Annotated in this window: 20 protein-coding genes and 2 pseudogenes; 5 read left to right on the top strand and 17 right to left on the bottom strand. The window is 42.6% G+C overall.

Translation table 11 applies throughout. The annotated features are described in order from the left end of the window. Positions 1-75 precede the first annotated feature (75 nt). Positions 76-266: pseudogene (locus tag BLS14_RS33575) on the bottom strand (hypothetical protein); the annotation flags it as partial. 243 nt (positions 267-509) lie between these two features. Between BLS14_RS33575 and BLS14_RS15700 the strand changes: the two are divergent. Next, a complete protein-coding gene (locus BLS14_RS15700) occupies positions 510-1,361 on the top strand; it encodes a hypothetical protein (protein WP_090952798.1) in 852 nt (283 codons plus the stop codon). Positions 1,362-1,523: 162 nt separating this feature from the next. Here BLS14_RS15700 and BLS14_RS15695 read toward each other — a convergent pair whose 3' ends face one another. The 13 genes and pseudogenes from BLS14_RS15695 to BLS14_RS15625 form a co-directional block, all read right to left on the bottom strand. Beyond that, the gene (locus BLS14_RS15695; protein WP_090952796.1) at positions 1,524-4,661 is read right to left on the bottom strand and encodes a DUF3427 domain-containing protein; all 3,138 of its coding nucleotides are present in this window, start codon (positions 4,659-4,661) and stop codon (positions 1,524-1,526) included. Positions 4,662-4,921: 260 nt separating this feature from the next. After that, positions 4,922-5,401, bottom strand: a complete 480-nt coding sequence (locus BLS14_RS15690) for a hypothetical protein (RefSeq protein WP_090807723.1) — start codon at positions 5,399-5,401, stop codon at positions 4,922-4,924. A 197-nt stretch (positions 5,402-5,598) separates the two neighbouring features. After that, on the bottom strand, positions 5,599-6,081 hold the full coding sequence (locus BLS14_RS15685; RefSeq protein ID WP_090807721.1) for a hypothetical protein: 483 nt from the start codon (positions 6,079-6,081) through the stop codon (positions 5,599-5,601). Between the two features lie 722 nt (positions 6,082-6,803). Then, positions 6,804-7,244 (bottom strand): hypothetical protein, encoded by a 441-nt coding sequence (locus tag BLS14_RS15670; protein ID WP_090808755.1) that lies wholly within the window; start codon positions 7,242-7,244, stop codon positions 6,804-6,806. A gap of 128 nt (positions 7,245-7,372) precedes the next feature. After that, positions 7,373-7,582 carry an EndoU domain-containing protein gene (locus tag BLS14_RS15665; protein WP_256336500.1) on the bottom strand — a complete coding sequence of 70 codons (210 nt, stop codon included), beginning with the start codon at positions 7,580-7,582 and terminating at the stop codon, positions 7,373-7,375. After that, positions 7,563-7,789, bottom strand: a pseudogene (locus tag BLS14_RS33570) (hypothetical protein); the annotation flags it as partial. The pseudogene BLS14_RS33570 and the gene BLS14_RS15665, both read right to left, overlap by 20 nt. Positions 7,790-8,060: 271 nt before the next feature. Next, complete coding sequence (locus BLS14_RS15660) at positions 8,061-8,306, bottom strand: hypothetical protein (protein ID WP_090807717.1); 246 nt, start codon at positions 8,304-8,306, stop codon at positions 8,061-8,063. Continuing rightward, entirely contained in the window at positions 8,303-8,584 is a 282-nt protein-coding gene (locus BLS14_RS15655; protein ID WP_090807715.1) for a hypothetical protein, read from the bottom strand. The genes BLS14_RS15660 and BLS14_RS15655 overlap by 4 nt, the downstream gene beginning before the upstream one ends. 423 nt (positions 8,585-9,007) lie before the next feature. Further along, positions 9,008-9,556, bottom strand: a complete 549-nt coding sequence (locus BLS14_RS15645) for a hypothetical protein (RefSeq protein ID WP_143021547.1) — start codon at positions 9,554-9,556, stop codon at positions 9,008-9,010. Between the two features lie 216 nt (positions 9,557-9,772). Continuing rightward, positions 9,773-10,246, bottom strand: a complete 474-nt coding sequence (locus BLS14_RS15640; protein ID WP_090807711.1) for a hypothetical protein — start codon at positions 10,244-10,246, stop codon at positions 9,773-9,775. A gap of 56 nt (positions 10,247-10,302) precedes the next feature. Further along, positions 10,303-10,737 (bottom strand): hypothetical protein, encoded by a 435-nt coding sequence (locus tag BLS14_RS15635; RefSeq protein ID WP_090807709.1) that lies wholly within the window; start codon positions 10,735-10,737, stop codon positions 10,303-10,305. 109 nt (positions 10,738-10,846) lie between these two features. Continuing rightward, positions 10,847-11,335: a hypothetical protein gene (locus tag BLS14_RS15630; RefSeq protein ID WP_090807708.1), complete on the bottom strand. Its 489-nt coding sequence runs from the start codon at positions 11,333-11,335 to the stop codon at positions 10,847-10,849. A gap of 17 nt (positions 11,336-11,352) precedes the next feature. Continuing rightward, positions 11,353-12,516: a CdiA C-terminal domain-containing protein gene (locus BLS14_RS15625; RefSeq protein ID WP_090952794.1), complete on the bottom strand. Its 1,164-nt coding sequence runs from the start codon at positions 12,514-12,516 to the stop codon at positions 11,353-11,355. A gap of 236 nt (positions 12,517-12,752) precedes the next feature. Between BLS14_RS15625 and BLS14_RS33185 the strand changes: the two genes are divergently transcribed. Further along, positions 12,753-12,887: a hypothetical protein gene (locus tag BLS14_RS33185; RefSeq protein ID WP_256336499.1), complete on the top strand. Its 135-nt coding sequence runs from the start codon at positions 12,753-12,755 to the stop codon at positions 12,885-12,887. A gap of 78 nt (positions 12,888-12,965) precedes the next feature. Continuing rightward, on the top strand, positions 12,966-13,376 hold the full coding sequence (locus BLS14_RS15620) for a VOC family protein (RefSeq protein WP_090952792.1): 411 nt from the start codon (positions 12,966-12,968) through the stop codon (positions 13,374-13,376). A 102-nt stretch (positions 13,377-13,478) separates the two neighbouring features. Here BLS14_RS15620 and BLS14_RS15615 read toward each other — a convergent pair whose 3' ends face one another. After that, complete coding sequence (locus tag BLS14_RS15615; RefSeq protein ID WP_090952790.1) at positions 13,479-13,949, bottom strand: DUF4362 domain-containing protein; 471 nt, start codon at positions 13,947-13,949, stop codon at positions 13,479-13,481. A 199-nt stretch (positions 13,950-14,148) separates the two neighbouring features. On the opposite strand from BLS14_RS15615, the gene BLS14_RS15610 reads away from it, so the two are divergent. Further along, a complete protein-coding gene (locus tag BLS14_RS15610) occupies positions 14,149-15,717 on the top strand; it encodes a stalk domain-containing protein (RefSeq protein ID WP_090952788.1) in 1,569 nt (522 codons plus the stop codon). A 122-nt stretch (positions 15,718-15,839) separates the two neighbouring features. Here the strand turns inward: BLS14_RS15610 and BLS14_RS15605 are convergent, their stop codons facing one another. After that, positions 15,840-19,319, bottom strand: a complete 3,480-nt coding sequence (locus tag BLS14_RS15605) for a glycoside hydrolase family 2 TIM barrel-domain containing protein (RefSeq protein ID WP_090952786.1) — start codon at positions 19,317-19,319, stop codon at positions 15,840-15,842. Positions 19,320-19,585: 266 nt separating this feature from the next. After that, positions 19,586-21,670 carry a pectate lyase family protein gene (locus BLS14_RS15600; protein WP_090952784.1) on the bottom strand — a complete coding sequence of 695 codons (2,085 nt, stop codon included), beginning with the start codon at positions 21,668-21,670 and terminating at the stop codon, positions 19,586-19,588. Positions 21,671-22,056: 386 nt separating this feature from the next. Here BLS14_RS15600 and BLS14_RS15595 point away from each other — a divergent pair, with 386 nt between their 5' ends. Next, positions 22,057-22,635, top strand: a complete 579-nt coding sequence (locus tag BLS14_RS15595) for a hypothetical protein (protein WP_063566008.1) — start codon at positions 22,057-22,059, stop codon at positions 22,633-22,635. The last annotated feature ends 38 nt before the right edge of the window (positions 22,636-22,673 follow it).

The raw sequence follows: 22,673 nt of genomic DNA, 5'->3' as shown, positions 1-22,673 counted from the left end.
AGGTCAGCGGCAGTCTGATGTCTTGCTGGGACGTTTGTAGATTCAGAACTAACGCTCTGCGATTAAGCTCATCTGCTTGAGGTTGCGCATGATATATTCCTTCGTCTGATTTTCAACTGAATGAACGTGCCTCGAGGCAGATTTGAGAACCCGTTCTCGATGTAATGTGAGATGGAGTGCTTGGTAGTGCCGGTCAAGGCCCGGAACTTATACTGAAAGTTGTACTCCTGATGCGCTTGTCCAAGCGCGTTGAGGCATTCTTTGCCCTTTGTCCTTGGAATCTAAGTTCGTATAACAATGTTCAAGCAAACGCAGAAAGTCATGCAACAAATACACAGATGGGACCGTTTAGATTTACAAGTGTATCTTATAAAAATTCAAGTGGCGTTTGGACTGTAAATGACACAGCTCCAACCGCTGAAAGCCCTTATTCAGTCAGTAAGACCAGTAATGCAAATTTCCGAGTCTATGGTCCTTAAATTCAACCTTTTATAAGGAGGATAATTATAATGAGAAATAAAAAGTGGTTTCTTGTCGTAGCAGCAGTTATCGTCCTAAGCGGGGCGTTTTACATGAACTCTATTTCTGCTGAAAGTCCTACCCAACTAATCCCAGATCAGCTTGTTAAGGGAGGAGTGGAGGTTGCAAAGATTTCTACCCACGAGCATGATTTAAAATTGGAAACAAACTCAGCTTCCACTTCTGGAAAAGCAACGATAGATGATATTAAAACCATCCGAAAAATTCGGAATGAAGTAAGAAGTGGTTCTAATGGAACCTCGCAAATTAAAAATGTTGATCTTACGATTACAGACAAAAACGGCCGGAATATATACAACGGTGTCTCTAACGACATTACCCAAATACCAGACTTCTCAGCTAAAATTGTAGGCAAGCTTGATTCTGAATCAGTCCAGAACGCTATTATTAGTGAACTGAAAGCAAATGATGTAATGGTGGAATCGACGAATGTAACGGATAACGAACTGGGTGGAAAACTCGCCTCGATCGTGCTAACAACGGAAATCTCAGAGGTGAACAGTCTTGTTCCCAAAATTGAGCAATGGATCACAGCGCTTAATAATTCTGATGGCATTGGAGTTTCTCAATATGAACTCACCATTAATGATAAAAGTAATAATTCAACGTTGTTATATTTGACAACAGATCTAGTGTACCGCGATTTTTATTGGTGGCAGTCCCCTGCTCTAGGCGATGAAGTTTGGACAAAAACCAAACCAGAAAGTCAAGAATCAGCTACTAGTAAAGACAAGGTTCCGGCAACAATTGAAGAAGGGATAGATGCTGGGCCCTCTGGAGCAGATAACAATGGATACGAAGGGCCTCAATTTAAAAATTAAAACACTGCGTTTATTTAAACTCTTGTTTGAAAGACACAACGGAATCTCCTCAAATCCAGAGAGATTCTGTTGTGTTTTTGAGTATTTTAGAATCTAAATTTCATTCAGACCTCGTTTTTAATTTTTTTGATCAATGCTCAATAGCACAATAATAAAAAATATTTACACAATACACTTATTTGCCACCGCCACCATCTTCGCAGGCATTTCTTCACGCAGTCGCCACACAAAGCTCATCGGTTTGTTCCCCTCATGACTCACATAATCGGCTTCCCCCAAGAAAACAAATGGAGACGTATATCCATGCTCCTCCTTATACTCCCGCACGAATAGGGCAATCCGGTTGCCCGTCTCTCGATGATGAATATACCGCTGCGCCGTAGCCGTATGCTCCGACACCCTGCTCTGTGTCTGCCAGTGGAATAAACGCTCGTTGATCGCATAATCCTCGTACAGCGTTGAGGGTGAAAAGTCTTTGTCCGACTTGTTCAACGTTATGAAGAAGATATCCGTCTGTTCATCGGCAAAATACTTCACACCTTCACGGAAGGCGGGTGATTGCTGGGCATTCCAGTAACCGAAGGCGGCGAGAACTTGGTCGATGGAGTACATACAGTGGATATCCAGTGGACAAGTGTATGGGAACGAATTGCTTTTATCCACAAATCGTAGATGAGCCAAATTATATTTGAAAATATCCACAAGCTCTGCTCGGAATGCCTCACAAGACAGCACACGCTGCACACCCTCTTCGATGCTGCTCAGCCCCAGCTTTTCGGGCGCAGCCCGGTGGAAGGTGTAATAGAACATGGTGAACATCCGCTGTTCATCGGCGGTGGTTGCTTCTTTGCCTTTTTCAATAAAGTCGATCAGGAACGTCAGCCAGCTTCGGGAGTTAATCGTCAGCACAGATGGCAGTCTGCGGATATACTCATCCTGCTCACTCTCGATTGGCTCTGTCAGTCCAGCTTCGGCTAACATACCGCGAAAATACCTTCTCCCCGTACGTCCACCATAGAATTCATAGAGTGTCATCCCGTGATGCTCTACAAAATGAGCCAAGGTCAGCGGCAGTCCGGTGTCTTGCTGGAACGTTTGCAGCTTCTGGATCAACGCTCTGCGATTACGACTCATCTGCTTGAGGTTGCGCATAATGTATTCCTTCGCTTGCTTTTCCAATTGAATGAACGTGCCGCGAGGCAGGTTCGAGAAGCCGTTCTCGACGTAGTACGAGATGGAATGTTTGGTGGCGCCGATCAGGGCGCGGAATTTATCCTGGAACCTGTACTCCTGATGCGCTTGCCCGATGAAGTCGAGCACGGTCAGGCACTCTTTGCCCTCCGCCATCCGCAGTCCACGTCCTAACTGTTGCAAGAATACGGTCAGACTCTCGGTAGGACGCAGGAACAGGATGGTGTTCACCTCAGGGATATCCACGCCCTCATTGTACAGATCAACGACAAAGATCATGCGCAGTTCCCCGTTCACCAGCTGTCCTTTCGCAGAATGACGTTCCTGTTCGCTCGACCCGCCATGCAGGGCTATGGATGGAATGCCGACTTCGTTAAATATTTTTGCCATATACATCGCATGATCCACCCCAACACAGAACCCAAGCCCCTTCACATCGTCCAGATCAGTTACGTATTTGTTCAGACTTTGGATGATCTGGTTGGCACGGATTTTGTTATGGGTATAGAGCTTCTCCAGTTCGTTCAGATCGTAGCCTTTGCGCGACCACTTTACCTGGGATAGATCGACAGTATCGGTGATGCCAAAATATTGAAAAGGACTCAGTAGTTTCCGGTCAATGGCATCGGTTAGACGGATCTCGGCGGCAATCGTATGATCGAAGTAGGCGGTAATGTCTTTGCCATCCATCCGTTCCGGCGTTGCAGTAAGTCCTAGCAAAATCTTAGGTTCATAATGGGACAACAGCTTCTGGTATGAAGGAGCCGCCGCATGATGGAATTCATCCACAATGATGTAATCGTAATAGTCTGAGCTAGTGATCTCCGTCAGCTTCATGGAGTTAAGACTTTGAATACTAACAAACAGGTGATCCAGCGCCTCCGCTCGGTGATTCCCGACATGCAGCTCGCCAAAGTTCATATCTTTCAGGATATACCGGAACGTGTCCCGGCTTTGCTTCAAGATTTCTTCCCGATGGGCGACAAAAAGCAGCTTTGCTCCCACATGGCTTGCGCGGAATCTCTTATAGTCGAAGGCAGAGATGACCGTTTTGCCAACGCCTGTGGCGGCAACGATCAGGTTGCGGGTTCGTCCATACAGCGTACGCTCGGCGTCCAGCTGCTCCAGCACTTCTTTCTGATAATCGTAAGGCTGAATGTCGAGGTGAAAGTGGTTGGACTGATCTTTTTTACGATTCAGAGCCGCCTTCAACTGTGCCTCATGCACTTCATCCTCAGCTACATATCGCGTAAATTCACTGTCATTCCAGTAACTCTCAAAGGTCGCTTCAATCTTGCGCAGCACGTCGAGTGAGTCCTTCTCCGTCACCTTGAGGTTCCACTCCATCCCACTGGTCAGCGCCGGGTTGGATAGGTTAGAGGAGCCGACATAAGCTGTGGTGAATCCAGTATCACGGTGGAAAATGTACGTTTTGGCGTGTAGCCGAGTCACTTTGGTATCATACGAAATCTGGATCTCTGTGTTAGGTAATTTGCTGAGTTCAGTAATGGCCTTGAGGTCGGTTGCTTCCATATAAGTGGTCGTGATGATCCACAGTTTCCCGCCGCCTGCTGTAAATTGCTGAAGCTGTTCCAGAAGCAGGCGAAGCCCGCTGAATTTGATAAATGACACCAACCAGTCGATCCGATCGGCGGTCACGATCTCCTTTTGCAGCTCCAGTAACATACTCGGTTCGGACTTCGCGCCTGTGAATAATGAACTTTGGGAGATTGGCGTATCAGGACGAACGATTTTGCTATCCCGGACCGCTCGAATGCTGTTCAGCTTGGAATACACATGGGTCAGTACTTCCCCCTGCTCATCCAGTTGCAATTCATTGTACTCTTCTTCCCCAAGCGTGCCTTTCAGGGTAGCAATAATCTCATTACACGTTCGGATCTGTGCCAACACTGCTGTCTTATCTTCTGTCTGTTCCCGTACAATCTTGAGCGCTCGCCGGGTCACGGCCGCCAAATATGTAGCCAGCAGCTTACGTGCTTCCTCTGCATCCAGCTTCTCGGTCCCAATGTTATACACAGCCGGGTCCAGCGCCGAAATCTCCTGTCTGGTGATGGTGTTGATAAGCTGTTCATATATGCCTTGTTTCATGAATGTACCTCGTGTGGGTGTAGGATAGTTGTGGATAGTTCTCTATATATATGATGAGCTAAAAATTGTTTCTTCTATATTATCGACCAATCTATGGAAGATTTCATTAGTTGTTTGATTTCATAGGAAAAAGCACCTCTACTTTTGGTTTGGTAGAAGTGCTCAATGATATGACTTTAAGTCATGCATAGATACGCGCAGCTCATATCATCTTTTCACTGTAACGATTGGATTATAAGTTAGTATGACAGTCTACTCTCTTAAATTGAAAATAAGGTTATCATTTTATCTTTAATAGAGATTGATAAGTAATTGCTTGTTTTTTGAGTTTGAATATCAACAAACAGGCTAGTTATCTCCTTTTGTAGTACCAAAAGCTCGGCTGGAATAACAAAAACATTCATTTTCTTTATATTCAGACCCTCATCATCAATTTCGATCTCAATTCTCTGTATATCATCGTCAGCACGCAAAATATCAGCTAGACAATAGACAATCTTATCTTCTCTAGCCTCCTTAACCACTTTTTCTCCTAATAACCCTAAGAGAACTTGATAATTCGGATCTCCGTCTTTAAATATATTAATTAACTCAATGATAAGGTCATTCAGAGGAATATTTCTTAATTTCTCTTCCATCCTCTCTCTTGAATCATCTAGAAACCACGATTCAAGGTCCACTGGTGTATCGTCTATTATCCCGGGAACATAGGGCTTAGTGTAAAGAAAATCTTTATTCATTGTTCAACCCACCTTTTTGAATGGCGTGTCACTTATATAGTCGAGTATATTTTACTGCCCTTACGCTAAAGTAAGTTCTTTCATCACGATGTCTGATTTCTCTTGCACCCGTTCTTGAAGAAAAGCAATTCTAATTTAGGTTCTCTCTTGTAGAAGTGCTTAATCACTTTAAATGAATTATCTATAGATGTATAAGACTATACAATCTTTTCACTACACCACTTCGGGTCATATGGCATCTTACTTAATTTTATAATATCGTCAGCGGTGTAATACCATTCGGCATCATCAAACCATAAATAATCCTCGCCGTTATCTTTAAAATACTCTACAACGAATCTAAAGATAAATTTGTACTCATGATTTATATTTTCAATATCTAAAGCCCAGAAGTAATTTTCGTCTTGAGTAAGCCAAGTGAAACTATCAATTGAGTCTTCTTCTACTTGATTAACATTAAATGTGAAATACTTTAAGTTGTCTTTATTATCTATGGTTTTAAAAGTAGATTCATCAACTTCTGATAGAGTCCCTTCAGCAGATATAAAGAGATCATCACGGTATTTATCTTTTATCAAGATGCAAAACATATTCGCTTTTTGCGCTGCTTTCTTAAAATCCTCAATGGCTTTTTCAGGAACATAATTTTCTATCTTTTTTAGGAATATGACAGAACTCATCTCAAACAGCCCACTTTCAATTCTTCTCGATTAGATTTCCCGATCTCATAATCCGTCTCCGAAGTTGATTTTGCAACTCCTAAAATTTAGATCCTCTACCCTATAAAAACAATTACGTCCTGTCTTTGAAATGCAAGTGGCAACTTTTCTCGAAGTCCCTCTATTCTTTCGACTATTTTATCCCTTTGCTCACCTTTTTAATTCTTTATAGCCCATTCCTTTACCAGAAGTAGTTCCTCAATAATCATCGGCACATCTTCCCCTTCTATATCAACACCAGTTGAGAAGAGATCTATCCATTTTAAATCTAATACTTCAACTGCGGGTGACCATCAATCCTTAAAAAAAGTTTCTGTTGCAACTGGAACAAAAAACTCTTTTCAAAATCATTTTGTGGTTCATGTATCACAGCACTAATAGACATTCCTTAATTCCCTCCGAAATTTGCGAATTATCCCAGGCCTAACGTCCACAATTTTGCCCACTGTCATAGCATATGTAAGACTGGTTACACTATTGTAAGTTTCTTCATCCTTATCAAAGAAAAGTTTCTCTTTTCTACATATGTTCCGAGCAGCACTCGATAAAAGATAAGTCCGCATGCTCTTTCCAAGTCTAAATAGTATAAAAGATGATATCCCCATGAATTAAATCTCCCAATAATAAGATGATACAACTCTTCACTGCTTGCCGACCATGATTAGGAATGAGCTCTACATCATCTATTGTATAGATTCATTTTCTATACTCTCAACTTCTAACATCTTTTGTTCAACCCATTTCATAACCATTTCTGCCTCCTTTAAAGCAATCACTCCCTTTTTACTTTTAAATTTGTAAGTTTCGTAAGCCCATAGTAATATAATTTTCACAAATTCAACTGTCTCTAATTTACAGATCGGTTCAATTTCATCTTCTTCCTCATCATAAAATGGATCTTCAATTATTGTATAGTCTTTATGTGATATAACGCTGGATGCATTTCCTCCATGTCTATATTCGGAGATTCCTCCCCTTAATAATTCAAAATAATTCTCAATATCTTTTCTCAAATCTTCAAATCTCCAAGAAATATCAGATCCTAAAGGATCACTTATCATAGTGGCGAACTCAAGTGATTTTTCCTCGTCAAAATCCATTACAACCAAATTAAATTCATCCATATATTTTAATTTATATTTATATTTTATCTTCACTAATGTACCCTCCAATTCATGGGTATGCTGAGATTATCTTATCATTTCTCAAAATAAGCTCTATTTCCATACCTGTGCTTGTTTTCCCTATATATTTATTGTTTTATTATATTTACTTTACTATTAAAAGCTTCATTTACTGAATCAATTACCTGTTGTGGTGTCCATTCCTTTGGAAAAAATGTGGATTTGGGTCCTTTTGGTACTCCATTAATTTCAACATTGGCTTGATAGACACCAAACTCATTAGGTGTATCAACTTTCCCGACAATCTTACCGTTAATATTTGGTATCCCGGACCACACGAATACTGTTCAACTTGGAATACACATGGGTCAGTACTTCCCCCTGCTCATCCAGTTGCAATTCGTTGTACTCTTCTTCCCCAAGCGTGCCTTTCAGAGTAGCAATAATCTCATTACACGTTCGAATCTGCTCTAATCTGGGTTCAGCGCCGAAATCTCCTGTCTGGTGATAGTGTTAATAAGCTGTTCATATATGTCTTGGTTCATGAATATACCTCGCGAGAGTTAGGATGGCTGTGGATATGTAAGTGATATCATTTTATATGCATTAGTTGTTTGTATATAAAAAAAGAGCGCTCTTTATTGCCTATGAATGGCAGGACACTCCTCTTTTCTATAAAAAAGGCTTATTCCTCCTTCGAAAAAGTTGGAATAAGCTTTTAAATTTCTCTAATCAAAAAGTTTGGATTTTTTAGAGTACACGATTGTTGGTAAATTGTAAAAACATGCTATTTGAAGTGTAAATGAACTTAGACCCTTAAGAGGCGTAGGATGTTCTATCTGGGAAAATACCATCATTCTCTTTTAAGATTCTAATTAATTTTGAAGCTGCGCGTAAGAAATAGAAATTTGTGGTTGAACCCGGAACCTTTTCGATTTCTTCACATTCCCCATCCGACTTACTTAACTTAATTTTCCCTAATGAATTTTCATCCGGGCCAAATTTATATACTACAAAATCCCTTGTCTCTTCTTCTTTAACTAACAGAACATAAGTAGTCAATGTTCTACCTCCCTAATATTAAATAATTCATGATTGAGTAATAAGATGTCATTTTTATTATAGCTTCCTTTCATTAATCGCTCCCAAGCTAAAGCCTGTTGATAATTCGGGTCAAAAGACTTAATTTCTCCACTATGCCGCTTACCTCCACTCGATCCGCCCAGATCACTATGCATATTCTCTACCGCACGAATGCTGTTCAGTTTGGAATACACATGGGTCAGTACTTCCCCCTGCTCATCCAGTTGCAATTCATTGTACTCTTCTTCCCCAAGCATGCCTTATGTAAGTGGTACCATTAGATGCTTGTTATTAGTAAATATGGTCTCTGCTCTATTATCGTCCAGCATGGGAGAAAATTCATTAGTTGTTTGGTTATAAAAAAAGAGCACTCTCTACCCATTCTGAACGGTAGTAGTGCTACACTTTGGGTGTGAGCTATTATGAAATTAACATTAGTAATCGGCTTCCTGCCCAAAGTAAGTACCCAAATTGAATCGTGACATACATGATGTATTCTATAACCGTTAGTTTCCTTTGCCTTATGATTTTACGTAACTCTAGAAAGTAAAAGAAGGTACCAATGAGTAAAAGAATCACTGCTAATTCATTAATTGTTTCTAGGATGGATATACTCCTCATCTCCTTTCATACTAAAGAACCTCTTAAATTTTATTAGACATCAATCACACTCATAATTATCATTCGTACCTTGGATTCAAAGCATCTCTCCAAACGTCATCATCCACGAAATTAACCTTTTTCTCACTAAAATAAGCTCGGGTCACTTGCTCCAGATCATTCAAGATTTGGGGCCAATCATTCTCATTAATTTCCTTGGATTCAAAGTCCCCAACAATGTTCAGCCATCGATGATTTAACTGCTGGTACTCCTCGATTCTGGCTTTAAGTTCAGCTTTTACAGGATAACTGGTTATGTCCAGTCTCTCGAACGTCATTCGCATGCGGTGAAGTGTAAGTGGCAAAATGTCATCTTGGCCTAATTCGTTTGTAAATAATGCTGCGGGTTTTACCAGCCAGTTGGCTTCTTCGCTGAAACTTAGATTCATCAAGTTATACTTATCCATAATCTGCGTCATATCTGTAAAGTTGTAATAGAGCTGGCTGCCTTGTTCTCCATCCTCAACCATCTCGTTTGTTATTATTTCATTCTTAAGTATTCGGTTAAATAAAATATCATTATTTATAATCGCACTCTTCATATCAACCATATCTTGTCGTACATTCATCGTTAGATACTGCTCATACATTCTTTTTTCTTTATAGAGGCTATAAGTTAGAACAAGTAAGATCACCAAGGCAATACAACATCCGATTATTAAAAGTCGTTTTTTTAGTATCATGGCAAGCTTTTCTCCTAAGATTTTATAGTAAGAAGCACCTCTACGTTTGTGTGTAGAAGTGCCTTTAAGTAGTATCATTATTCCATTTACCTGCTGATTTTTTTAGCTTGATAGCTCCCTTTCAATATAAGGACGGTCAAGTAGAAGAAGAAGGCTTGAAGTTAGATATTTAGTTTGATATTCATCCAACTGATTATTGACCGTCAACAGACCATTCTTCATTCTAAGTAGTTGAGTAGAACCATCTTCTAGGAATAAAAGATTACCCTCAGTATGTTTTATAAGCTTACTAATAATTCTGAAAGTATACTCTATCCCTTTATAAAAAGTACTACCAAACAATTGAAGCCTAATACATACATTAACATCTAAGTTATAATGTTTTTTAACAAAAGCGATATCGGAAATATCCTCTATCTCAAGAGTCAATGAGAAAAAATCAGAACCAATTACAATTTCTTCATCGTTACTATTAAAAAAAGCCGATCCGTTAACAAATTCAGTGGTATATCTTTTTAACAGTTTTCCTAGAGAATTAAGATCTAAATTAGATCGTAGAAATAATTCGAAATCCATTTTATTTTTCTTCCCCAAATTCGACTTTGTTGCCCACGCAAACTTCTGAGCATCCCCTAGATTATATCTCCAACCTGATAACTTAGTCCTAATCCATGAAAAGGGAATTCAACTGATCCATTTAGCTTTTTATCATCCACAGTTATTACACTGTTTTTTCGCATTAATATTGGTTTATCATTCAACTCTAGAAGACAGTCTCCATCCATACCATTAATTAATTTTCCAATGAAGACCATTAGATCGTCTGCCCAATGACTATAAGAAGATATAATATCAATGTAACAACAAAATTTTAATTCAATATTATAATCTTCACTTGCAAACATAGTACCAGGCCCTCCCTCATTAATGGATAGTGTGAACCCGTCGCAAGGGACCGTTAGCTTATTATTCTCTTCTATTATTTCAACATTTTGAAATAATCTAGTTAATGAATTTTTTAATTCTCTGTATTCAGAGTAACCTCCAAAATAAAAATTACCAAACATATTTTTTTCTCCTTTTTCAGGTTTTAATCTCGTTATCTGTCCAATCTAGTGATTTTATAGTAAGAAGCACCTCTACGCGGTAGAAGTGCCTTTATGCATTATCTGTAATTCAGTTGTGAGATTTTGTAAAAGCCGAATACTCGATATTCTTAAGAAGTTCTCCATAATGCGTCTGGAGCAATTCAAGGTATGTTCCGTTGAACGTATACTTTCCGTTTTTAAAGAAAAATATCTCTTCTCCAGAAGTGTGATAGAAGACGCCATCTACTCTAAGTGATTCTAATATAGCAAAAGAAATTTCATACATTGTTTTATACCATAATTCATATTGCTGGTTATTCTCCAATTCATAAGATATCGTTTGTTGATAAATAAAATCCTCTTCTTGAAACATCGTTTCATAAGATGCTGCTGGATGATCAGGTGGAAAATTATTATCATAAGTAGTTATTTTCAAACCACTGCTTAGATCAAACTCATCAATGGACAATGAATTGTTTTTTCGGTTCATATAATTCACTTCAACATTCTTACTTTCAATTAATTTTTTTAACCATGACGCATCTTGTTTTCCATTCAACTTCAGTGAATATTCCATAACTTGTCTCCTCTACTTTAAGGGAATACTGATATAATCTTACCATCCTTTTTAATTGCAATAACTTCTTGTAAACCTTGGATTTCCCATTCTTTAAATTGCTTAAGCAACGCAGCGTCATCTCCAGACCACTTTGTTAAATTAATTACTACATTCTTGGTTTGTTGCTTAATCACAACCTTTTCTTGAACCTCACTCCAAATACCTCTAATGCCTTTATTTTCATTTGGTGCATAGCAGTCAAATATACGCTCTTCAATTCTAAAATCGGGATCTCTGTTGGAATCAATTCCATCACTATCCCGAACTTTTGGGTTCTGTTCAATTCGATATCCACTTTTCGCCAATTGATCAGCAGCATCATTTTCTAATTCTAAAGACTGTTTAGTCGCCTTATCCGCATTATTCGGAATTTTTGTTCTCGCTCCACTTGGTAAGGCTTCTGGATTAGGTAATCCACTGGGCTTTATTAGATCTCTTGGACTGTCAATTCCCTTTCCAGGCTCTTTTTTACCTCCTGTTGATCCACCACCCGATCCAATATCATCCTTCGAACGAAAAGCTTTACCAAACAAAACATAAGCCAAGGCCTGGCCCGTTATGGCTCCACCATAGTAGCCCAGTCCATCCTGATCAATCTGCTTCTTCTGCTCATCTACAAACTGCTCAATGTCAGACCTGGCTGTTCCTGTGCCCCAAGCGGCATCCCATGCGAATCCGATTCCTCGTCCAACATCGACCACTCTGCCCAAAGTCAGCCCATAGGCCACACTAGCGACCGTGCCGAATGGATCATAAAAGAGCGCCTCCGCTGTCTGTCCAATTCCAGTTACTGTTTCTCCCACCGACTTGTCCAGCAGTCCAACACCGAAATTTCGTTTCAGTTCTTCAGGTATATATAGAGCAACCTCACCCGAACCATCGGCTGTTCTGAAATTCTTCGCTATAAAAATAAATTCGTTCTGAATTTTATCCAAAAGACCCAGTGTAGCAGGAAAAACTTCTTTCACCTGCATAAAATCCCAGAAGAACCGCTCTCCTGTGACACCAGACCATTCGGACTGCAACAGGTAAATTGATTTTTCAAGTTCCCGTACCATTCGCTCCAGTTCCAGCTTCTTTTGCTGAACTAATCGGGCTTTTTCCTCTAATACATCGGGATGTACCTGAATACGCTGCATCTATCTTCACCGCCAACCTGACCGTAGTATATGTACCTAAATTTTAACAAGTTAGAATGGGGATTGGAATCAAACGGAGGATTCATTTTCACATATATCATCCGGCGCCGTGGTAAACACTCTTCGTCAGAACTATTGCGCATTCGTGCATATTACTCCAAATTTCAATCAATTGGTTAATATATAGGTTATATACCCATTGTGCTAGATTCTATTTTTCCGAAAGGAGCTATAAATTGAACAAAAAGAGTATCATCACCGCCGTAATCATCGGTCTTATCTTGCTCGCTCTTCCCTTTATATTCTACTTTTCCACTAATATGTCCGAAGGATCGGCGTTGCCTAAACCGATTAACCACACCAAGCTCTAAGGTATAATAAACGACATACTATTATATACAACCCTCGTTTTACAGGAGCTAATGATCCAATTCAAAGGAGGCTCATCCATGAAAATAGAACGACTTGATCATCTCGTGTTAACCGTGGAAAATCTGGAAGCAACGATTGCATTTTATACGAATGTTTTAGGTATGCAGGTAGTCGAATTCGGCCAAGGCCGAAAAGCATTACAGTTTGGACAGCAAAAAATCAATCTGCATGAACGTGGCAAAGAGTTTGTACCCAAAGCTCATATCCCCACACCGGGTTCAGCAGATCTTTGTTTTCTGGTCAGCACACCGCTGGAGGAAGTCATTGCGCATTTAACACGACAGAACACGAAGATCGAAGAAGGACCAGTCAAGAGAACAGGTGCACTGGGGCCAATCTGTTCGGTGTATATACGTGATCCTGACGGTAATCTGATCGAACTATCCAATGCTGTATGCATAAACCATCAGCTCTCGCTCTCCATATAGCAGCAAAAAGATCCTGAAAAGCCTCGGCTTCGCAGGATCTTTTTTGATTTACAGCATGAATAATTACATAGCTCAACTATTTACGGTTAGATACCGCTCTCATCACTTGGGAATCGAAAAGGTACTGCCTTCCTTCTCACAACCGGTTAACACGTTAAAAACACGTCCTTGCTCACTCTTCATCGTACCGATCCCTTTGCAGGTGTTGGTCGTGATCCCCTGTTTGGAGCCATAGGCATCCCTTGAGTTATCATAAGTCGATTGAATGGATTTACCATCGTATATCAACTCATAGATGATGGCCCCACCTTCAATGGTATACATCGTCACACGAACCTGATCTTGCTGCTTGTTCTTCACATTCTTCACAAATGTTTTCCACTTATCCTTGTTCCGCATGCCTTCGAGAAGCACAACGACATCCCCGCTTTGCTCCGCTTGCTCAGGGTTATGGGGCTCAATAATTTCCGGAAATGAATTCAAAACCACTGGAGAATCCACTGTTGGATCGTTTGCCTCACAGGCTGTTAACAGCATTAACGCTAACGAAAGCGTGAGCAGTACTCTTTTCATCCAATCACCTCATGAATTAAGACGCTAAATTCTCCGTACATGTTACCTATGTGCTGTTAGAAATAACGTAAACACACTCAGCACGGATCTTCAATATAAAGGGATTTTTATCATTTGTATGTAACTCCAACCCACCATAAAGTGTTTATATAACAATGCATCATTCACGTCCATCTCATCTGAAAAAGAGGCGATACCCATGCGTTCGATTAACCCATCCGATGACATAGCAAAAGAAAAACCACGCTCCACTTCACGCTTGAATCATAGACCTAATAGTAAAAGTAAATCGTCCCGACGATTCGCCATTGCAATGGCTGCCGCATTAGTTGCATCAAGCTTGTTGATGGAGCTGACAGCTGAGCCAACTACTCATGCAGCCCCTAACGTACAGCATTCCGCCAGTAACACTTCTGTTCAATCGAATGCAGCAAACACAGAGAAGAAACTTCACTATATCGCTGTAGAGGGAGCTTATTATTACACAGTCGCCTTGAGAAGTGATGGTTCGGTCTGGACCTGGGGCCGCAATCTGTTGGGAGAGCTGGGTGTGAGCGAGAACATTCGATATCGTCATACATTTAGTCCCATCCGCGTACCGGAACTATCTAATGTAATAGCTATTTCAGCCGCCGGTGGTGGAATCAACGCAGCCGTTCAGGCAGATGGAACGGTCTGGGAGTGGGGTGCTGGCAAACTACCAAGCAAAGTCGAAAGCATCAACTCTGCGAAGGATGTGGTCACAGGTTTTTTCACTGTCGCCCTTCTCCAGAACGGGACAGTCTGGTCATGGCAGCGCCCTACCGCTCAAGGAAGCGATTCTGATCTCGTACGTAAACCGCATGCAATTAGCGGACTGAAAGATGTCATCCAGGTTGGTTCCGCAGGTCTGCACGGTTATGCTCTGAAGAAAGATGGCTCCGTATGGACGTGGAACGAGCCAGACGAATCCGGGAAAGTCCTGTCCAAACCTACCAAGATAAAAGGTCTGACCAACATATCTTCGATCACAAGAACAGATACGTCCCTGCTTGCACTGGATAAGAACGGGAAAGTCTGGGGTGTGGACGAGACAGGGAAAGCATTTGCCTTTCATTACGACTTCAAGGTGAAGAAGATGGATGGAAATACGCAATATATGTTATTACTCACGACATCCGGTGAGGTGTACAGCTACGGAAAAAGCGTGAACGGCAAAGAAGGAAAAGTAAACCATTTATCCGGTATTACCGATATTTCAGCAGGATATTACCACAGTCTTGCCCTATCCTCGGATGGAACCGTCTGGGGCTGGGGAAGTGATAAATACGAGGAAGCGGGTGCACCTGCAACGTCATCTGGAGGAATGGTCTACAAACCCGTTCAAGCCAAAATTGGCACAGATGTATATCTGAACGGCGAGCTGTTCCAGTCGATGTATACCGCTGTTGAAACGCCTAAGACCGTGCAAATTCCAATAAAATCAATCGCCACAGCACTCGGAGCAAAGTTTGAGATTCTTAAGGGAGAAGGTAGCCTGGACTACTATACGTTGAAATACGACAATCGGACAATCACAATGCGACCTAACGAGACACAGTATGTTATAACCTCCGCCGATTCCTCTGGGGAGCGAGTCGTGCAGATACCTGAACCCATAAATAATTACTCGGGAGCAACTACAGTGCCTTTTGAGATATTGCATGGTTTGGGATTGAACGTGTCCTGGGATTCAGAGAAAGCAATGCTGACCATTGACGATGCTGATAAGAAAGATTCAGGAAGCTAAACGAATCGTTTAACATACAAAAAAATCCCCTTCAGGTAAACGTCTTGTTCTTAACAAATACCGTTTACTTGAAGAGGATTGATATAAATCATCTCTATCCCTGAACTACTATATCTTTCGTCCTACTTCTCGAACCGGAACCAGCCAAAGTCAAACTGACTACCCGGCAGGAAAATAAAGGTCACCTTCTGCACACCTTTAACCTGCTCAAGCTCAAACACTCGCTCCTCATATCCATCGGACTGTGTGAATTCGACCAGCTGATTGCTCTGTCCGTCCTCACCTGCAAAGCGGATATGAATCGTGTTTTTATCGATTGTTGAACGTCCATAGATCACAAGCTTGGACGTGCCTTCTGCCGTGAAGTCCATATTTTCAAACTCCAACGACACATTGTTTCCGATCCCCTCAACATGATCACCCTCGATCTTGAACGTATCCCCGTAGAGATGATCGCATGATGCAGCCGTATTCTGTTCAAATGCCCTGCTTTGGCGCTCGAATGAGAAGCCTTTGATATGAATCTTCTGCTTCAGTACAAAACAGATCGACGTAATCCCGCTCAGCCGCTTGGACAGATGATACGTCTCTTCCTGATACACATTCCATCTGGATTCTTTGTCATATACCACATCTGCCAGCAGTGTGCTTCCCTCTTCATCCGGCATACCTTCCCAGATCTGAATGAAGTACTCTTCACTGGACAACGCAAAGATTGGAATCGTAATGGTATCGGAGCCGTACGGCCCGAAGTCGATATTGCGGAAGCCCACATGCGTCTCCCCGTCCCGGCTTGTCGCTACCCCTCGTTCATTGCCGTTACCGACATCCCCTTTGGTGTAATCGTACAGCCCGCCAGTAATAAAGCCGTATGGATCTTTGTAAGCCGTACCCAGACCTGTTGCTTTGAACTCCAGTTGAGAAATCAGTTTCGTTTTATCGGTACCGTTACTGCTCGTCGCACGAAGACGGAATTCCCCATCGCCCAGAGCGGATACGATGACTTCCAGACCGTTGGCTTCGACCTTGGCAATGTTGGATTCGATACCTGCGTCGTTCACAACTGCCCACTCAATATCCCGATAGGATGTGTTCTCCGGATACAGCTTGGCGCTCACCGTCATCTGCTTTTTCGATGGATCGAATAGCTGTCCACCTTCGCTGATAATCTCGATTTTCCGCAAAGGAATCTCCTGCGCGCGTCCCGTCAGAACCGGACGTTCCGTATTACTCAAGAGTACGGTTTGCTTCTGACCTGCAGCGGCCCCGAAATCACCTAAGGTACGATCTCCTGCGCCTGCAACAGCTCGTGATTCGAACTCGGCAGCTGCACTTTCCAATCCTTCCGAGGTCACCTCGATCCGTACCGTTCCTGATTCGTTCGTTGCCCCGATGATTGCCATCAGCTTGCCGCTGAACAATCTTCTACTAAGACCTTTGTATGGATCATAGTCCGTGCTATCTCCATTATCCAGACCCAATAGACGACCTGCACCTGTCACTTGGACCTGCACACGGTTGTTTGCATTTTGCACGGGATTGCCCGCTTCATCTTCCACTTGAATTTCCACGAAAATAAGATCTGTACCGTCCGCTTGCAGCTGCTCTCGATCGGCTTTCAGACGAATCTTCTTCGCATCTGTATAGGATCTTTGCACATCCGTTGCAATTACGTTGCCGTGTTCATCATAAGCGATCGCTTTGAGCTCACCTTCTTCATATGGGACTTTCCACCAGCCTACCAGCTGGGTTCCCTTTGCATGATCGATATCATACGTGCCGATTGTCTTGCCATTCAGCTGCAATTCAATCTTCGGCGCATTACTGCACACGCGTACATCGATCAGCTGACCAGGACTGAAATCCCAGTAAGGGAACAGGTGAACCATCGGACTTTTCTTGTAATCCGTCCAGGCTGCTTGGTAGATATAGTAGGAATCTTTCGGGAACGTTGCTGTATCCAGCTGTCCAAAATATGAATTCTTTGTATGATACGGTGTTGGTTCTCCAATATAATCGAATCCGGTCCACAGGAACTGCCCCAAGGAATACGGCGTATCTCGTTCTGCCAAAATGCAGTATTCTGCCGACTTCGCGCCCCAACTTGTCGTACTGTTCCCAAGTGCCGAACACTGCTCATCATCATCTGCCAGTATGGATTGCTCGAATGGGAAGTGATAGACCCCACGGCTCTGCACCACAGACGACGTTTCACTACCATAGATAATCCAGTCCGGATGTTCTTCGTGATGTTTGTCGTAGTATTTTTCCGCGTAGTTATAACCTGCGAGCTTCACGATATCGGCGCATTTTTGTGCGTTTTCCCACGGCATGTAGTTCGAACCGATCGTCACGCCTGCATTCCCTTTTGGATCAAATTCCAATACATAATCCATCAGCATGCGGGTTACTTCCTGCCCCCGCTCATCCGCATGAGTGTCGTAAATCTCGTTACCGATACTCCACATAATCAGACTTGCATGGTTACGGTCACGCTTCACCCAGCTCTTCACATCAGTATGTGCCCATTCCGGGAAAAATCTCGCATAGTCGTAAGGGGTCTTGGCTCTCTCCCACATATCGAACGCTTCCGAAACGATCAGCATACCCATCTCATCCGCAAGTTCCATGAACTCTTTGGCAGGCATGTTATGAGCGGTCCGGATAGCGTTAACGCCCATTTCCTTCAACAGCACAAATCTTCTGCGCAGCGCCGTTAGGTTAAAAGCAGCCCCCAGCGCCCCAAGATCATGGTGTTCACACACGCCGTTCAGCTTCATCTTGACCCCATTCAGGTGGAATCCTTCGTTTGCATCCAACTTGATATCCCTGAAACCAATCCGCTGTGTGGCGGTCTCGATCGTCTCATAGCCCTGCTCACCTGTAGCTACTTGCAGTTCCGTTACCAGATCATACAGATTCGGTTCATCCGGGCTCCATAACTTCGGAAGATCGACCGTCAGCTGTTGGCTGTTGGATTGTATCTTTCCATGTCCGGCGTCTTGACCCGCTGTAGCTGTAACGTCCTCTTTGCTGGATACGATCTTATTACCCTGATACCAAATCGTGTGTACAAGTTGTGCGTTCTGATTGAGACTTAGCTCCGTATCCACCTCAACCTGCCAGCCTTCTGGCTGCTGCTGAATCGAAACATAAGTACCGTCTGTGACGATATGATTCCGATCTCTCGTTTTGAGCCACACATTGCGGTAAATTCCGGCCCCGGAATACCATCTGCTGTTGGGACTCTGATGCACAACTTTGACTACAATTTCATTGTCACCTTCCACCAAAGCACTCGTGATCTCATGCTCAAAAGCCGAATAACCGTACTTCCATTCCCCAACAAGCTGCCCGTTCACATATACGGAAGAATCCATGTACACTCCGTCAAAGCAAAGCAGAAGCTGCTGCTCATCCTTCGTATATGGGAATGTCTTGCGATACCATCCAATGCTGTCCTCATACAGTTCAAGCGTATTATAGATCAGCCAATCATGAGGAAGCTCAACCGGTTCAAACGGTAACCCCACAGGCTCCGTAACATCCAGCTTACTTTTCGCAAATTGCCATCCATCCGTAAAAATCTTTTTCTGATTCATCTCAGCTCTCACTTTCTGTGTGTATTATGATTGCGGTTACAAACAAAAATAGAACATTTACCGAAAACCTTTTCGAAAATACTTGGTGAGATAATAACACTTCACTTGATTATATCACCTGACCGCCTCTATACGTCACTTCTCAGAGAATTTATATCGAAAAAACTACATTCAAAATAGATATGACAATAGAAAAGAACTGCCTCATCCGTAGAAAGATCTACTTCAAGGCAGCCCCTGGTCTGTTACTATTTTAATTGGTGAACTTAATTATAACTCGTCGCCAGCCACTGGGCCGGAGTCCAAGACAGTTGTCCTGCCCCGGCGCCGGATGTAGAATTCAGTCTTGCCTGAAGTCCGGCAGGATCTTCTGCCGTGTAGCTGTATGGCAGCGCGGTTAATCCATTCCAGGAGAACGGCTTCAAGGATGCCGGTACTGGTGAAAGTGGACTTTTGGCATCGTCGCTGTTGCCTCTAAAGATGCTTCCATCCAGTGAATAGGTCGTATCTATCGCTGCAATCTTCCCCGTGTAATTACTTTTCGACTCATCGGCCTGATTATTACGCAGCGGATATTGCACGCCAAGGATGACCGAATTCTCTAACAGCACCGCACCACTTTCCGTAGAAATTGCACCATTGCTGGTAATCCCAAAATGATACCCTTTGGCCGAGATAGCTTTAGACATACTGGACGTGATGTTTTTCTTCAAATCCCAGGTAGAGGCATTATCCATGACGATATTGTATGCATGCACATTCCCTCCACGCAGGCGTGGCATACGATCCTGGATATCCTTGTAGTAATTGTGGTGTAGGGTGACTTCCAGATCAGCATTGTCACTTGCGAACTCAGTAGCGCCAATTAGATGTCCCTTCTTCTGGCTCGCCGCCACTGCGATGATCTGTTCCATACTCATGCCAACAGCATTGCTTCTCAGATAGGCATACATCGGGTAGGCCGATTTATTGGCTTCCAGCGCATTGATCTGCTGGGTGACCCAGCTATTAGGGCCTTGATCGTCCCCTACAAAGGATGACCAGGAAATAGTGACGCCTGTACTGCCCTTTTTCACATCAACAAGTCCATCGTATGCTTTGTGGAATGTGGCATGATCAATCCAGACGTTGCTGCTATTCTCAACGGTAATGTAGTCCCAATCGTTTTTATCATAATTGCCCTTGGTAGCCTCATCCCACTCCCAAAGTTCATCGAATGCCAGGTTGCGAATAATTACGTTGTTGCTCCGTTTGAACGTGAAAGCTGCATGCTTGATTGTTGCTCCATTAGCCGAGAAAATGGTCAGGCCATCGAAGTTATCAATGCTCACTCTGCTAACCCCTGTCTTCATCAGAACAGGATGTGTCAGCGCATTATTATGTGCGCTAAAAGGAGCAGCCTGAGCTGCCGCAGGAAGCTCGTTCCATCCCAGATCCAGATCATTCATGATCTCAATTACTTTGGTTTTGGAGCCTTTCTTCAAGGCCAGAGCCAGATCACTGGCGGTATATACCCGCATATAACGTGAATCAGTATCCGAGATGATACCACCACCGGTCGTATTCGCTGCGGCAAAACCAGTCAAATTATACGCAGCCCATTCTGTTGTCTGATCTGGCTCCGTAGGTTCAGTTCCAGGATCGGTCGGTGGTGTTTCTGTTGACGGATCGCTTGGTGTACCCGTGGATGGTTCCGTTGTTGGATCTGTCGGTGGTGTGACTGGTGTTGGATCTCCGATATTCCAGATATTCACATTATCGTACATGACAAGAGACTTCAATGTCACCAACCCTGCACTCCCCTTGGTCATGTCGGTATCTGTAGCAGACAGCTCTAATACACCATTCACGTACATGTTAATGGATGAACCGTTCATTTCAAGTTTGACGTTATACCATGTATCCACAGTCAGCTTATAATCGGATTTTGTGGCGAGCGTTGTGGTAGAACCATTCACTTTTTTCCGAATTTCAAGTTTCCCGCCACTGCTGTTGTACAAGGACGCTGCATAATAATTGTTGGCATCCGCATATCGGCCTGCTACATACGTGCGAGTCGATCCGTTGAAATCGACGACTTTCACATCCGCTGCAATGGCATAGTTACTCCACTCCGCATCTCCCGCCGAACTTCTGCCCTCGCTCTTGCCCGATTGATAATATACTGCGTTTCCCTGATCCTGAACGACAGACCAACTGCCACTCGTGGACGTCCATTGGGCATCCCCATTCTCAAAGGAATCCTGCGTCCATCCACCCGCTTGAACGGGATGAATTAGCCCAAGCGAGAGCACAAGACTTATGCTTAACGCCAGGATTATCATTTTGGTAAATCGTTTGTTTCTACTCATGAATTATTCCTCCAATATTTATGAATCAACTCCAATGCTATTTATCGGGCGTACCGTTATAAACGGAAATAGGTTTAAAGTATTAATAAATAAACCCAAAATTCATTATGATTTTTCATATATATCCTTTCTGAAAATATTCTGAAAGAACCAGATGCCTCATTTTTCCCGAACAAATGTACACGTTTAAACATCGAGATATCTCTTTATACCTACTTAATCATCCCCGTCATTACAGCTTTCTATGATGGTGTACCAATATGAAAATGCATGAAACAATATAAAACAACCAATTTACTGTCAATCGATTCCTGTAATTTCTTGTCGCGCTATGTTAGATTATCCATTGGAATAATATCACATATATAGATAGGGGAAATTAGAACGTGAAGAAATCATGGGTACTATCCATCATTATGAGTTTTGTTTTGCTTGGCGGGGTATTTGCACCTGCAGGGTCCTATGCCGCTGCTGCGGATGACTCAACTACTACATATTCGGAAGACGCATACTCCGAAGTTGACACAACAGAAGAAGAGCCGGAACTTACAGCCGACGAAGCAGATTTCTTGAACTACATGGATCAACTGGATAGCGCATCCGTATATGAGGAGAAAGCTTTCGATGCTTTGGGCGGGGGATTTTACATTACATCTTCCAATCGCAAGTCCGTTTTCCTCAAATTGACCAACACAGCGATTCCTAACTACACCAAATATGTATCCAAGCTGAAATTGATTAAACCACAAAATACGGAGCTGCAAAAAATTCATGCCAACTTGATCAAAGGAAGCTATACTCAGTTGGAAGGATTCCAACTCGCGAAAAAAGCGGTCTCCAAAACAACGGTAAACAGCGCTGTCCTGAAACAAGCCAACGCCAAAATTGATACTGGCAAGAAAAATATCGAGAAGTTCCAAAAAGAATTGTCTGCCTATGCCAATAAACTCGGGTATGAGTTTTAAAAAATAACACCCAAATTTAAACGGTGTATTCAAGTCAC

The sequence above is a fragment of the Paenibacillus sp. OK060 genome, from assembly GCF_900101205.1.
GTDB classification, from domain to species: domain Bacteria; phylum Bacillota; class Bacilli; order Paenibacillales; family Paenibacillaceae; genus Paenibacillus; species Paenibacillus marchantiae.
Note: the sequence above shows the minus strand (reverse complement) of the source record. Positions and strands in the feature narration are given on the sequence as shown.